Origin of the sequence: Leptospira barantonii (assembly GCF_002811925.1) — a bacterium.
GTDB classification, from domain to species: domain Bacteria; phylum Spirochaetota; class Leptospiria; order Leptospirales; family Leptospiraceae; genus Leptospira; species Leptospira barantonii.
On sequence record NZ_NPDS01000011.1, the window covers coordinates 65,377 to 79,659 of the forward strand.

The 14,283-nt window shown below is 44.2% G+C and carries 11 protein-coding genes; 3 read left to right on the forward strand and 8 right to left on the reverse strand.

The genetic code is table 11. The features are described from left to right. Positions 1-2: 2 nt before the first annotated feature. Genes CH367_RS20115 through CH367_RS20125 form a run of 3 tightly spaced genes read right to left on the reverse strand, consistent with a single transcriptional unit; the run spans position 3 to position 4,013 of the window. Complete coding sequence (locus CH367_RS20115; RefSeq protein WP_100764294.1) at positions 3-629, reverse strand: DUF1318 domain-containing protein; 627 nt, start codon at positions 627-629, stop codon at positions 3-5. A gap of 13 nt (positions 630-642) precedes the next feature. Further along, complete coding sequence (locus CH367_RS20120) at positions 643-3,657, reverse strand: LIC_11026 family protein (RefSeq protein WP_100764295.1); 3,015 nt, start codon at positions 3,655-3,657, stop codon at positions 643-645. Between the two features lie 14 nt (positions 3,658-3,671). Then, on the reverse strand, positions 3,672-4,013 hold the full coding sequence (locus tag CH367_RS20125; protein WP_000695903.1) for an STAS domain-containing protein: 342 nt from the start codon (positions 4,011-4,013) through the stop codon (positions 3,672-3,674). A gap of 205 nt (positions 4,014-4,218) precedes the next feature. Between CH367_RS20125 and CH367_RS20130 the strand changes: the two genes are divergently transcribed. Together CH367_RS20130 and CH367_RS20135 are read left to right on the forward strand one after the other, a co-directional pair. Beyond that, the gene (locus CH367_RS20130; RefSeq protein ID WP_100764296.1) at positions 4,219-5,220 is read left to right on the forward strand and encodes a glycosyltransferase family 2 protein; all 1,002 of its coding nucleotides are present in this window, start codon (positions 4,219-4,221) and stop codon (positions 5,218-5,220) included. 27 nt (positions 5,221-5,247) lie between these two features. Next, a complete protein-coding gene (locus CH367_RS20135; RefSeq protein ID WP_100764297.1) occupies positions 5,248-7,137 on the forward strand; it encodes a hypothetical protein in 1,890 nt (629 codons plus the stop codon). A gap of 20 nt (positions 7,138-7,157) precedes the next feature. Here CH367_RS20135 and CH367_RS20140 read toward each other — a convergent pair whose 3' ends face one another. Beyond that, positions 7,158-7,772 carry a hypothetical protein gene (locus CH367_RS20140; RefSeq protein ID WP_100764298.1) on the reverse strand — a complete coding sequence of 205 codons (615 nt, stop codon included), beginning with the start codon at positions 7,770-7,772 and terminating at the stop codon, positions 7,158-7,160. 341 nt (positions 7,773-8,113) lie between these two features. Between CH367_RS20140 and CH367_RS20145 the strand changes: the two genes are divergently transcribed. Beyond that, positions 8,114-10,159, forward strand: coding sequence for a sensor histidine kinase (locus tag CH367_RS20145; protein WP_100764299.1), 2,046 nt, complete (start codon positions 8,114-8,116; stop codon positions 10,157-10,159). Between the two features lie 4 nt (positions 10,160-10,163). On the opposite strand, the gene CH367_RS20150 is transcribed toward CH367_RS20145, so the two are convergent. Genes CH367_RS20150 through purB form a run of 4 tightly spaced genes read right to left on the reverse strand, consistent with a single transcriptional unit; the run spans position 10,164 to position 14,214 of the window. Continuing rightward, the gene (locus tag CH367_RS20150; protein ID WP_100764320.1) at positions 10,164-10,997 is read right to left on the reverse strand and encodes a sterol desaturase family protein; all 834 of its coding nucleotides are present in this window, start codon (positions 10,995-10,997) and stop codon (positions 10,164-10,166) included. Positions 10,998-11,039: 42 nt separating this feature from the next. Then, the gene (locus tag CH367_RS20155; RefSeq protein WP_100764300.1) at positions 11,040-12,140 is read right to left on the reverse strand and encodes an AraC family transcriptional regulator; all 1,101 of its coding nucleotides are present in this window, start codon (positions 12,138-12,140) and stop codon (positions 11,040-11,042) included. Beyond that, entirely contained in the window at positions 12,133-12,912 is a 780-nt protein-coding gene (locus tag CH367_RS20160; protein ID WP_100764301.1) for a Rossmann-fold NAD(P)-binding domain-containing protein, read from the reverse strand. The genes CH367_RS20155 and CH367_RS20160 overlap by 8 nt, the downstream gene beginning before the upstream one ends. Then, positions 12,913-14,214 carry an adenylosuccinate lyase gene (purB, locus tag CH367_RS20165; RefSeq protein ID WP_100764302.1) on the reverse strand — a complete coding sequence of 434 codons (1,302 nt, stop codon included), beginning with the start codon at positions 14,212-14,214 and terminating at the stop codon, positions 12,913-12,915. Positions 14,215-14,283: the final 69 nt, after the last annotated feature.

A 14,283-nucleotide genomic window follows, 5' to 3' on the forward strand; every position in this document is an offset into this window, starting at 1 on the left:
ACCTACTCCTTGCGAGTCCATTTACCGGGAGACTTTTCGTAGTATTCTCCCTTTTCCACAAGGCGATACCAGGTTTGTTCGAGATGGCTCTTAAGATGTTCCGCGTTTTCTTTGGAAGTCGTCTTGGAATCTCCTTCGGATCGGGAAGCGATCACCTTACTTCTATGTTCGTTTGCAAGAGCCACAAGAGCATCGATTCTCGTTTTGACTTCTTTTTTCGAAAGTTCGTTTTTGATTCCCACTTCGGAAGTAGCGGGATTGATTCTGAGTTTGCCGTCGAGACCCTCCGCTAAAAAACCTTCCTCTTTCCATGTTTTGATTTCCGGCGCGAGATACGCGAGAGCCCTTAAGGACATTAGAATATTCTTATCTCCTCTCGCGTAGCTATCCCCCGAAAAATCCTTTTTCCAAACCTCGGAGCCGGCGGAGGAAGTTTTGATCGAAGAAATGAGCCAACCGTCCTTTTCTAAGATACGATCCTCTCCGATCATCTGTTTTTCGGAGGAAGTCTGAGTCTGAGTAAACGTAATCAAAGGGGATTTGATAATACAACCCGCAAAAAAGACAAAAATGAACGGGATAAAAAATAAGAATATTAGAATGTTCTGATTTAGAATTTTACGTTTCATAGTCGGTTTATCCTCACTGATACGTGTCGATTTCGGATCTGGCCCGCTTCAAGAAGTTGGCAAGGGGCATTCTCTGCTGGGAGATCTGGCTATTTTCCAAATTGATGATCGTATTTAAAATGGATCGTTTAAACTGAATGACCGCGTATACAAGACCTTTGGAAAGTTCCACTTCGATCTTATCCACCGCGTAACTGTTGTAGATAAAATCCGTAAAAACGTTCGAAGGTGTGAAAATATTGACCGCACTTTTCGCGAAGTCCTGACCGATCTGAAATACGCTGAAGAAAAGATTGATGTTCGGAATCGGATCGGCGAGATTTCTTCCCGAAACGTTCAAGTCGGCCTTGATCTTACCGTCGTCTATCTTGGATCTGTTTTTCGGAGGAAGCAATTGTTTCAGATCGATATCCTTGATCTGAATCACCGCGCTGAACTCCATTGTTTCCGGTTTCCCTTCGCCGACGTTGACGATGATATCCTTTCCGTTGACAAGACCGTCGAGCGTAAACACTTTCAAATATTCTAATTTAAGAAAGTTCTCCGAATAGTCGATCCTCGCGGACAAACCGGGCTGACCGTTTCTGGGTTTCACATAATCGAACGGAATTCCGCTGATCGAAGGATGTGTTCCGACGATCTGTTTGATCGTAAAGTTCGGAACCGGAATTCTTCCGTACGTTTTGATGAACTTTTCCTTGTTTCCGTCGATCAGATTCTGAGTCGTTTTCAAGGAAAGATCGTGAACGAACGGGAATTCCGCGTTCAATCCTTCGATTTGATAGAGCTTACAATCCTCGCCTGGACAAAACGCGTTCGCATAACCGAAGTTAGAGTTTTTAGAAACGAGACTTCCGTTCGCGATCGAATTTTTTAAACGGAAGTTGATCGCAAACAGTCCTTCGAAGCTGATTCCCTTAAAAAGATACGCGGTCTTATCCGATTTCAAAACGATACTTCCCTTCAGATCGGGAATCAAATCTCCGAAAACTCCCTCTTCGTTCTTGGAAGCTTTACGAAGATTGCCGCCAACTTCCATTCTAAACTTGGATTCGAACGCGGAAAGATCAAACTTAGGAAGACTGATGGAAGAATCCTTTGCGATCTTTACGTCAAGATCCGCTTTTAAATCTCGAACCTGAATGCCGGGTAAGTCAAAAAGAAGTTTCCCTAAGATCGATTGTGCTCCGTCCACGATCGAATAATCCACTCCACCCGTAAGAGTGATTTTGTTTCCGAGATTATTGCGAACCGGAACCAGACTTTCCCGAAGAGAAAGAGGAAGTGTAGGCGTTAGACGATCCAACTCCGTTTTTAAAACGAGAGAAGGAAGATTCATCCGAAACCCTTTCGTAAGATACATCGTTCCGTTCGAAGCGATCGAAAGAGATTCCTTTCCTTCCACCCCTTTCGTAACGAGAGAAAGAGAATCCAAACGGATCAGATCGGGAACGAACGGTTTTCCGAATTGAATCTGAGATTTCAAATCCAAGTTCACCGGAATCGGAGCGGACTTTCCTCTTCCCATCGGAAAACGAAAACCCGCGAGTTGAACGGAGCCGTTCACATTCAAAGAATGGAATGTTCCACCGATCTTCATCTGAAGACCCAAAATTCCGTTCAAAGTTTTTACGTAATCGGTAAGATTTAAGTTCTGAACCGCAAGATCCAGGTCGAGTTCCGTTCCGTGACGAATACTTCCCGTTCCTGCCAATTGAATCCCGTTGTACGTTACTAAAAATTCCTTGAGTTCCGCGTTTTCGAGAAGCGGAATCGGCTTACTCGCGTTAGGCGATTCTTCCGTTAGGGGATGAAGAATAAAATCGGCTACGAGTTTTAACTCCGGAATCTTATGATTTTTTCCCCCCGTGGAAATCAAAAGATCCTTCGCTCCGATATCCGCGCTCAACTTCAAACGAGTGTCCTTACCCGAGACGGTGATCGGAGCCAAACGCAATTCTCCGTCCAAAACCATCTTCGGGATTCCTGGGATCGTGGATAAAAAATCGGATAGAGGTTTTAAACGAATGGATGATTTTTGAATCGAAAACTGAACGTTTCTTTCCTTAGAGGAAACTCCCGAAATTTCTCCCGCGCCAGACAACCAAACGTCCTGATTGACCCTGAGTTCGAGACTTTCGAGTTTGAGTTTGTCCTCTTTTTCAAGATAACCGAGTTGATACTTAAGACCGAATCCGAAAGGGGCCAGTAACTGATTGCGAACTCGGATTGGAATCGAATCGGAGCCGATATCCGCTTTCGAGATCAACATTCCGCCGGGAACGGAATCGTCTCTGGACAATTCTAAGCCGATTCGAAACGGTTGATCCAAGGATTTGGAATCGTCCTCGAAATAGATTCGAACCGTTTTTTCCGGATTCATCTTAAAGCGTATAACGTCGATTAGCTGGAGAATGCGCACGTTAAGCGGAATCTTGCGAAATCGTACCGTGTCCAGCTCCAAGCCGAGATTGAAACCGTCCACGCCCGCCTTATACGAAGACGCGCCCGATTCCGATACGACGTGAACAAAGATGTCCTTGAGTTCCAGATTCAAATAAGCGCTGACCGGAATGTATGTGGAAATGTCTTCCAACGGCGAGGAAGGAGCTTCTTCCTGTTTCGGTTCTTCTTTGGAGGAAGCGAAAAGTTTTGCGAGGTTCCATTCTCCATTTTTCTGTCTGAGATCGACCTGCAAGCCGACGACCGCGACTCTGGAAAGTTTGGCTCTTCCGAAAAAGATCCAGGGGAGATTGTAGGAAAGATCGAGTTCCTTTACGGAAAGAACCGGTCGTTCTTCGAAGGTCGCATCCGATCTGAGGAGAACATTTTCGAGCGTGATCCCGTATAGAAGGGAGAATTTTGTTACCGTAAAACTCGCGGTTCCTTGTATGGAACCTTGTAGAGCTTTGGATAGTATCAACTGACCCGTAAATCGATTGAATACGAGTTTGTAAATAATTAATAGACTAAATAGAGAATAGTAAAGTCGTCTATGTTTCTCGAAATGACGTTTGAAAGTTTCCACGACTTCTGAACGAATCAGTATTCGAAAGATTCAAGTGCCTCTTCCAACGTCTTGTAGATCTCGAAGATGCTGGCGAGTTTTGTAATCTCCATTAAGTTCTCTATGTCGGAATTCAAGTTGGTAAAAACCATTCTTCCTTTTAAGCCGTCGATATGTTTGTAGATATTGAGGAACATACCGAGTCCGGCGGAGTTGATAAAGGGAACTTTTTTCAAATCGATGATAAATTTCGGAACGTCACCTTTGGAAATGTACTCTTCGATTTTTTGACCTAACTCGAACTCATTTCCCGCTTTTATCGGCCCTTCAATCTTGATGATGTGGACGTCGTTTTTAGTGGTGACTTTGATTTTCATAACCCTGACTTGGATATTGGATGCAAGTATAATTTAATTTCCTGGCAATTTGTAAAGAGAATTTTTCGCGGAGCACTAAAAATCAGGGCAAAAACATATCCGTTAAAACTGATAAGTCCGCAAGTGTAGCAAACGATAGCTTGCATGAATCGGGGGAATAATTCTGGACAAAAAGCCGACTTCTACGATCCTTACGGGTACTCTTATGGCCGAAAGACCTCCTCTCCTTTCCGTAGTCATCCCCATCTACAACGAAGAAAAAACCATTCCCGAACTTACGAGAAGACTCGCGATTTTGCAAGATCTCTTAAGCTCCGAACATTCCTTTAAAAAGGACGACTTAGAAGTTCTTTTCGTAAACGACGGATCGAGAGACGAAAGTTTTTCGGTACTCAAAAAATTCTGTTCTCAGACGAACGGATATAAACTCGTCAACCTTTCCAGAAATTACGGACATCAGACCGCAATCACGGCGGGAATCGACACGGCTCTCGGAGACGCGGTCGTCGTGATGGACGGAGATCTTCAAGATCCTCCCGAATTCGTAAGCGATCTTTACGCAAAACTGCACGAAGGATACGACGTCGTTTATGCGAAACGAAAAAAAAGACCCGGAGAATCCTGGTTCAAACTTTTAACCGCTCACGTATTTTACAGAATTCTAAAGAAGATCACCCGCTTCGACATTCCGATCGACACGGGAGATTTTAGAATCATGAGCAGAAGAGTCACGAACGTTCTTTGTTCCATGCGGGAACAACACCGTTACATCCGAGGTTTGATTTCCTGGATCGGTTTTAAACAAACCGGGCTCGAATACGAAAGGGAAGAACGTTTCGAAGGTGTGACCAAGTTCTCCGTCGGAAAGATGCTCAAATTCGCGTTAGACGGAATCACTTCCTTCTCCTCGGCTCCGCTCAAACTTTCCTCTTATCTCGGATTTTTCACCGCGTTCGGCGGGGCAATCTACGCGTTATACGTCATTTATCTGAGAATTTTCACCTCCGAAACGATCACCGGCTGGAGTTCGATGATGATCGTAGTGCTCATATTAGGCGGAACTCAACTTCTCGCGCTCGGAATGATCGGAGAATATTTGAGCCGAGTGAACGACGAATCCAAAAGCAGACCGCTTTACGTGATCGAGGACGTTTATTCCTCCGTTTCGAAAAAACAAAAATCGACGACCGCAAAGAAAAAATCATAAACGCCCGATTTCCCTCTGGAGATAGATATGAAAAAAGACAAACTTCTGATTCCGGGTCTTCTGCTCTGTTTCGTTTCCTTGGGACTCGCGTTTTATATGGGGTTTCGCAACTGGGAAATTTTCATTCGCACCTGTAGTCTCAAAGATCTTTTGACCTGGGATGAAAACATTCGTCTCAACGTAGTTCTCGATCAGTTTCAAGACTTCCGTGATTTCAAACTCTGGAGGGCCTTCTTTCCGTTTTTGGAATCCCCCACTTGGCCTCCGTTTCGTTCCTTCCTGTCTTTGTTGCTTCTTTTGACGCCGGGCGATATGCCGATCACTTGGAAGGATTCTTTCCTTGGATTGATTTTCTACGTTATCTGCTTTCCTACGATTCTCTATGTCGTTTATCAAATTACGGGTTCGTTCTTTAAGGCCGGTCTGACTTCGATTCTTACTTTAGCGTTGACCCTGCATACGACCGAAGCTCCGTCTTATAGCCTTTCCTCCATGCTCGAAACTCAAGGCATGTTCTTTCTATTATGGACTTATTATACTCTTTATAAGATCTATCGCCAGACGGAAACGGACTTATTTCGGAACGAATTCGATCCCAAAGAAAAGATAGAATGGTCCGTGTTTCTTTCTCTGTTCGGCTTGTTTTTTACGAAATATCCATACGGACTTCTTCTTTTTATCGCGATCTTTATCTACGAGGTCGTTTCCAAGCCGAAAGAATATTCCGAAATTCTAAAGTTTGCCCTGACCGCTCGTTATAAGGGTTTACGGAGAATTTTCGTCATTCTCGTGGTTTTGCTCGTGTTGTCTCTTCCCGTGCTCCGTGTTGTGACGAATCTGAACCTCGACCAAAGACAATTCAAACTCATCATCTACTACTGCACCGTTTTATTGTTCATCGACTTTAATCTTTTCTTATATTCTAAAAGGGAAGAATGGAAAAAGATCGCCCCTTCCTCGATCCGAGCGATTTATCTTTATGCGATCGCACCTTCTCTCGCTTGGATCTTCGCAAACCCGGACCGGGTGATGAGTCTGATCAACGCGCAGATGATCGTAAACGAATACGTGAAAAGTTTCGTATTCGCTTTATTCTCCTCGCCAACGACGACAAGTCCGGTCAGTCATGTCTTCCAAGAACCTTGGATCTTCCGGATCTTTTTCTTCGGAGTTGTGTTGTTGATTCTTTGGTTTTTTAAAAACAGAATCAAAGAAAACAAAGGAAATCTTTTTTCATCCGTCACGGAAACGTTTCGAGATCCTTTGGTGGCGATCACGAGCATTCTATTTTTGCAATATATCATCATCGACGCGACCACGGGCAACAAACAGTTGAGACACGTATTCCCTCCCTTACCCGCGTTGTTCACCGTTTTTTCGCTTTGGATCTTTCGTTTTATCGAAGACGAATTGCAAAATGTTCGGATCGCCGCGATCACTCTCGGAACGATCGTGTTCGTATGGAGTTCCAGTTTGTATGTTCGGGAAGGCGGGCTTCTGCGCAATAGTTTTGAAAAGGTTCAGTATTTTTGTCTGAAAGGATTTCAAACGGATCTGTTTCAACCGGCGAGAGACTTAACCGCAAAAATTTCTCCCGAAGGAAAATACATCGTATTCAACGGATTTCACGAGGACTTCAACTTCGACAAGAAGGGACGATTGATCGCGTCCGAAATCGATCTTCTTATGAGAATGAAAACCTTCTCCAAAGGAAAATACAGAAACGATTCCAGACACAAGTGGAAGTCCTGGGAAGAATTCTCATCCGCTCTCGTGATCGCACCGACCTGCGCTCAAAAGGAGATGATGGAGAAGTTCGCGATCCGTTCCGCAGCGGTGGGAAAAAGCACCGTTCTCAAAAAAGAATACAAACATCCTTCCGGGAATTATTGTCTTCGGGAATATTCGATTCAATAACGAAAGAATATCGTTTTATTCTAATATGCAAAACTTCTTGTGCAGATCGTTCCGTTTAGACCCTTTGTGGGTCTGCGGATCGTGATCTCGCAGTTTGAGTTTGAAATCGTCGCAGGGCTACCCAACGCGTACCCCGTGTTCGTCTGAGAACCGGTTACGGTAAGATTCGTAGCGCTATAATTGAGGCTCGTCGTCGAGGAATTGTAGGAGCCGGACTCGGTCATCGTTCCCGTAATCGTATAATCCGAAGTCAACGTAAGACCGCTCCGAACAAAACTCGGAACGTTCGCGTCCAATAAAATCCTACAACTTTGAAATTGATACTGTAGATTTACGAGGGTATCGGTAGAAGGTTTCGTAAAACTTCCGGTGATCGTAACCTGACCGCCGCCCGGACACGTATCGGTTGTGTTTTGTGCCGCGCCGTAGGTAAGAATCATATCGGTTCTGAATTTTCCCGCGGTGGCGACGATTCCCCAGGCAGTATCCGCGTCCTGATTGGTTTGTCCGTAACTTCCGAGAAGACCGACTAAGGCCGCAAACTCGGCTCCGCTCAACTTGTCTTCTTCCTTCGATTTACAAGACACCGATCCGATCTCGATCAAAAGACAAAAAGCGACCAATCTGAGTAACATACATTTTTCCTAATCAATCAAAATCTGAAATTCAAAACAAAACGCAAAGGAACAAACGATTCTTCCGTTTCCTCTTTTCATTGATTTAAAATGAAACAAATGTGTCAAGAGGTGTTCGAGATTATGAAATCGCATTCTTAGCGCCCTCTCGAACCGAATCCGGGTGCGAAAAAAAGGCGATTCCTTGTAAAAATCAGCGTCTTAAGAAATAAGATCCTATCTTTCATTCTCCGGTTCCTTTTTCAGTTCGGTTTAAAGCGTTAAAACTAAATGCAGGATTTTGAATATTCTATGTTGATTCTCGGAAAATAGATTGCCGGAATCCGGAAGGATGGTTAAAAATGACCTTGTTCTCAAGTAACATGCAACCGTCTTGGATTATCCCTTCCATTCTTTTCGCATTAACGACGGTCATCATTCTAAACCTAGTCTATTTGTTTCTCTACTGGACGGAAAAACATAAGTTCCTTCTCTTCTGGTTTCTTTCCTGGTTTTTCCAATTGGTTTTCCTTTCGGGAAATTTATTCCGAGCGGCTGTCGAAGAAAACGCGTGGATTTCCGTTCTCATCCATTCTTCGGACGTGACACGCGCGTTCTTTTTACTCATGGGAACCTTTCTATTCGCCAAGAAAGCATTTCCAAAAACGATCTATTGGATTTTTCCGATCGGAATTTTTTGGACGGTTCTGGAAGAAATTTATTTCCCAGGTTCGGACCTTGCCTCGGCTCCGATTTATATCATCGTCGGCGGGGCCCATATCTATTCCGGTTTGATTCTTCTCAAACTCCCTTCGACTCATTATAAGGGAACCTTAATCGGAGGTTGGAACTTCGTTCTTTGGGGAATTCATATCATCGACTATCCGCTTTTGAGACCGGTCCCCGAACTTGCGGTGTTCGGTTTTTTACTCGGGGGTCTGTTTCGTCTAACGAGTGCTATTTCAATTTTGATCATATACTTCGAATGGTCCCGCGAAGCAGAGATCAGACTCGATTCCTTATATAAAAAAATCATCGACACTTCCCAGGAAGGAATTTGGATTTTGGATCGGGAGGGAAACACCACCTTTGCCAATCACAAAATCGGAGAGTTATACGGAGTCGATCCGGACAAGATGGTCGGCCGAAACATCCTGGATATCGTAGAACCGGAACGAAGAAAGGCGGTGGCCGATCGTTTGGAAGCGAGAAAAAAGGGAATCACCGAAATTTCGGAATACAATTTCGTAAACGCAAAAGGCGAACAGAAATACGCGATCGCATCCGCCAACCCGCTCTACGACGATCAGGGAAATTACGACGGCGCGCTCGCGATGATCGTAGATATAACGTCTCTCAAAATCGTCGAGGAAAAACTCAGGGAAAGCGAAAGACAGATTTCGACGATCATCAGCAATATATCGGGAATCGTATATCGTTGTAAAAACGATCCGCCTCATTGGACGATGGAATACATCAGCGAAGGTTGTCTTCAACTCACCGGATATACGTCGTCGGATTTTGTGGATAAAAAAATATTAGATTTCGGTGATATAATCCTGGAAGAAGATCAGGAAGAGGTGGCAACGGGGGTTTCCTCTTCCGTGGAATCCCGGGCTCCGTATCAAATCACGTATAGAATCCGAAAGAAGGACGGAAGCATTCAGTGGTGTTTCGAACAAGGGATCGGCGTTTTCGGGGCGGACGGAACACTTCAGGGTTTGGAAGGTGTGATCATAGACTACTCCCTTCCGAAACAAGCGGAAGAATTGATCAGCAATTCTCTCCGTGAAAAGGAACTTCTACTTCGGGAAATCCACCATAGAGTGAAAAACTATATGCAGGTTTTATCAAGTCTCATCGGTTTACAATCCGAGTATTCCCAAGATCCGAACGCGAAGAAGGTATTGGAAGACAGCCAAAATCGAATCGCCTCGATGGCGATGATTCACGAAACCTTATATTCAAAAAGTGTGGAGAGCCAGACCTTTCTACCCGATTATATCCGAAAATTGATCTCGAATCTGATGCGTTTTTTCGGATACGACGACCAGGAACTTCAGATCGATATCTATTGCGATTCGATCGTTCTCAACCAATCGATCCTGATCCCTCTCGGTTTAATACTCAACGAACTCATCACGAACTCGATGAAACACGCCTTCCCCAAAATTAGAGGTTTGAAAAAACTCAGCGTAAGTTTTAAACTGGACGAAAAGAATTATTCGCGTCTCGAAGTGACCGATAACGGTCCGGGGAAGTTTCCGAATTCTCAACCGAAAAAGGATTCCTTAGGAACCGAACTCGTACAATTGCTTACACATCAATTAAAAGGAACCTTGCAGGAATCCACGAACGCGGAAGGTTTTACGACGACCGTTTCCCTTCCTCCTACGATTCAAAAATGATCGTTTAAGCCGCGACCGTTTTTTCCGAATTCAACTTTTCTAATGTAGATCCGGAACTGTCCGATGTTCTCGAAGCGATCTCCTCGAAAGTTTCCCTATATTTCTCGTGATTCGTTCCCATAACCTTATCCCAAAAATTGAAATAGAGGGAATAGTTGCAGTTGAAATACTTATGATGCATGTTGTGATGTGTGGTCGTGTTATGCCAATTCGTGAACTTGCTTCTCAAAAACCAGGAAGGAAAAAGTTCGTAGGAAAGATGACCCAAAACGTTAAGCGAAGTCATATAAATAAAGAATACGATCATCGCTCCCTGATGTAAGGGAAGAATCACCGAAGCGAGCGGAATGATTCCGGATTCCACGATCGCCTCCAGGGGATGAAAGGAAAACGCGGCCCAAGGAGAAGGATTGGTGGACTTGTGATGGACCAAATGGAAACTTTTAAACAGAAGTTTGTGGTGCATCATCCGATGTGTCCAATAAAAATACGTGTCGTGAAGAAGGATCAACGCGAAGACGCTGAAGATCAGATAACCGATCCCGTAATCGGAAACGTTGTCATAAATCAAATTGTATCCGTTTACTTGAGACCAAGCCGTGAATATTCCCGAAAGCGCGAAGATCACAAACGTAATCAGCGAGTATTTGACTTCGTGTAGAATTTTTTCCCTTTCCGGTTTTTTACCCTGAATCAGTTTGTGGGAAAGTTTTTTACCGAGGAGAATCCAAACGATCAGGAACGCGGTTCCGGCAAAGAGCAGATAACGTAACAACAGGGTTCCCCAGACGATTCCGAAAAAGCCGGAGTAACCGACCTTAGAAAGCAATTCTTCCATTTCCATTCTCCCCTTATCGATTTTGATTATGGACCGAAACCCTCATTTAAGCTTGCTCTTTTCAAAATCGTTCAGGTTAATTTTCGGTTCCACGCGATTTTTTCTGTACTCTGTCGGCGTATAGGATGTAAGTTCCTTAAAAGCACGGTTGAAAGGTCCGAGGGATTGATACCCCAAGTCCATCGCGATTCGAATCACGGGGATCTCGTCCTTGTCGGAATTCAATAAAATTTCGCAGGCTTCCTGAATTCTATATCGGTTTAAAAAATCGTTAAAATTTCGGAAACCCAGATTGCCGTTGATCAACCTTCTGAGTTTGTATTCGTGCACCTGAAGTTCTTCCGCGAGGCTTCGAATCGTAAGACCTTCCGAACGATACATCTTCTCCTTTTCAAAAGCGTCTATGAGCTTTTTCTGAAGAACCGGATCGACCGGAGGAGTTTTCTCCTCTTCGACCGCACCTTCCCTTTTTTGAATCAGACCTTCCTTCAACTCGAACATCAGAAAGTGAAACGCAAGGATCAGTCCCCAAGCCAGAATTCCGTTGATCAGATCCAGTATTTCGGATAATTCTTTTCCGCGTAAAAATAGGTGCGAAAAAATGTTAAGCGCAATCACAGTTCCGGAAATGAGAATGTGAATTTGTCTGAGTGTTCTTCTGGATTCGACGAGATCGTCCGTTCTTCCGATATACGTTTGTACGATCGCGGTCAAAACAAAACCGAGCGAGAAGATGGATGGTAATAAAATTTGGGAAAGAATTCTTTCCGATTCCACCGGACCACGAAGCGAAATTTGTCCGAGTTCGGGATAAGTGACAACCGCAGAGATGATCAACTTGCCGGCCAATAAAAACCAAAACCAAGTTTTGATTTCGAAATGATCGTCAAACGCCGCTAAGGTGATCAGCCAATAAAAAAACGGAAGAGCCAAGAGGCATAAAAAAAGAACGTTGCGGGCGATAAACGGAATTTTTACGTCCACGTCCAAGTTTAAGATCAGGTAAGCAAGAATGGTCAGTATAAAACATACCGCGATTCTTCCTCGAATATCATACCAATAACGCGCTATAAAAAAAATGAAAAGCGAAACGAGTCCGCCGATGGAAAAGAAATGGAGAATATTCGTAATTTCGCTAATCACTGATTCCTTCCAGATTTTCCAACTCTGCCCAAAAGTCTTTTGTTTGTAAATCAGGAAGCAGGTTTCGAATCCGTTCGCTGTCGATAAAACAGTCTTCTTTCTTGGATTCTTCTATCTCCGTTTTGGAAATTTTTTCGTGTTCTTCCAAATAGGAAAATATTTCTTTCCAAGTATGCCATTGATTGTCCGAAAGATTGAGCACGTTTGGAATCGTGTCGAAACCATCTTGTTCGATCTTTTGGATCAGTAAAGAAATCGTTCGAGCGATATCGTCTCCGTGAATCAAATTGAGTTGTCTCGAACTTTTTTTTACGAGTCCCTTTCTCGCCCAATCCGCGGGGTTTCTCAAAGGTCCGTAGATTCCGGACAATCTGAGAATTTTACCTCCTCTTTGAAGCCATTCTTTTTCGACAGCAAACCGATCGTGGTCTTCCTGAAGAGGAGTCGTTTCGACGATATCGGAAACCCTTTGGTAAATACTCGTGGTTCCGAGAAGTATCGAGTTCTTTCCGACCGAAAACGCCAAATTGATAAACGAATTCGGATCGGAAAGTTTTTGAATCGGAAACGTTACGATACAAAGATCGAAGAAGTTCTGTGAATATTCTTCCCCGAACTTCTTTAAGGATTCCACATTCGAAAAATCGAATATTTCAGTTCCTGCAACGCTCGTATTGGAAGAAAACGTTTTCAGCTCTACGTTTTCTCGGGATCTTAACGTTTCGGAGATCCGGATTCCGGTATAACCTAAACCGAAAATTCCGATCCGCATCTATTCGAGGCCCAGTCGTTTGTAGATCAGTCCCACTTTTTCAAGATACGGTTCTATTTTGAATATATCGTCCAGGTCCTTTTGTGTAAGAACCTTGTTGACCCTTTCGTCTTTTTCCAGTCTTGTTTTGAGAGTTTCGGATTGATTCGCCCATACCGCCATCGCGTGTTCTTGAACGATCAGATATGCGTCTTCTCTTACGATTTTTCCTTTTTCGATCAAAGCGAGAAGAACCTTTTGAGAAAAGATCAGACCTCGTGTGACGCCTAACGTCCTTTCGATCGCGTCCGGATATACGTGAATATTCTTAATCACGAACAACATCTTATCCAATATATATTCGAGTCCGATCGTCGAATCCGGAAGTACAACCCTTTCCGCGGAAGAATGTGAGATATCTCTTTCGTGCCAAAGCGCGACGTCCTGCAACCCGACGTTTACGTTGGCGCGAATCACTCTGGAAAGACCGGAGATTCTTTCGCAGATTACCGGGTTTCTTTTATGAGGCATAGCGGAAGATCCTTTTTGTCCGGCCGAGAACGGTTCTTCCACTTCTCTTCCTTCCGTCTTTTGCAGAAGTCGGATCTCCGTCGCCATTCTATCCAAGGAAGAAGCGGTGACCCCGAGAACGGAAAGATAAAATGCGTGGCGATCTCTCGATACTACTTGAGTCGCGATCGGGTCCACTCTAAGCCCCATCTTCTCGCACACGTAAGCTTCGATTTCCGGATCGATGTTGGAATAGGTTCCGACGGCGCCCGAAAGTTTTCCGACGGCGATCTCTTCGCGAGCGTCTGCCATTCTTTTTCTATTTCGGTTTAATTCTTCAAAAAATAATGCGAACTTGAGACCGAGCGTCATCGGCTCTGCGTGGATTCCGTGGGATCTTCCGATACAAGGTAGGTCTCTGTATTGGATCGCCTTTTCGCGAACCGCTACGATGAGCGCGTCCGTTTTTTTAAGGATCAGATCCATTGCCTGAACCATTTGAACGCAGAGCGCCGTGTCTCCGATGTCGGATGACGTAAGTCCGTAGTGAACGTGTCTTCCTGCGGGTCCGATGTAGGAATTCATGTTCGTCAAAAACGCGATCACGTCGTGATGGACCTTGCTTTCGATTTCGAGAATCTCATCCACCTTGAACTTAGCTTTCGATTTGATCTCTTGAAAATCCTCGGCCGGAACTTCTCCGCGTTTCATTCGGATTTCGCAGGCAAGAATTTCTATTTCTTTCCAAATTTCGAATTTGTTCTCTAATTCCCAGATTTTGGAAATTTCAGGATTGGAATAACGATCGATCATGGCGCAGGGGTTCCTTGGGAATGAAGTCCTAATCCACTCTTCCACGGAAGGTCTTTCTGTAAAAAGAAA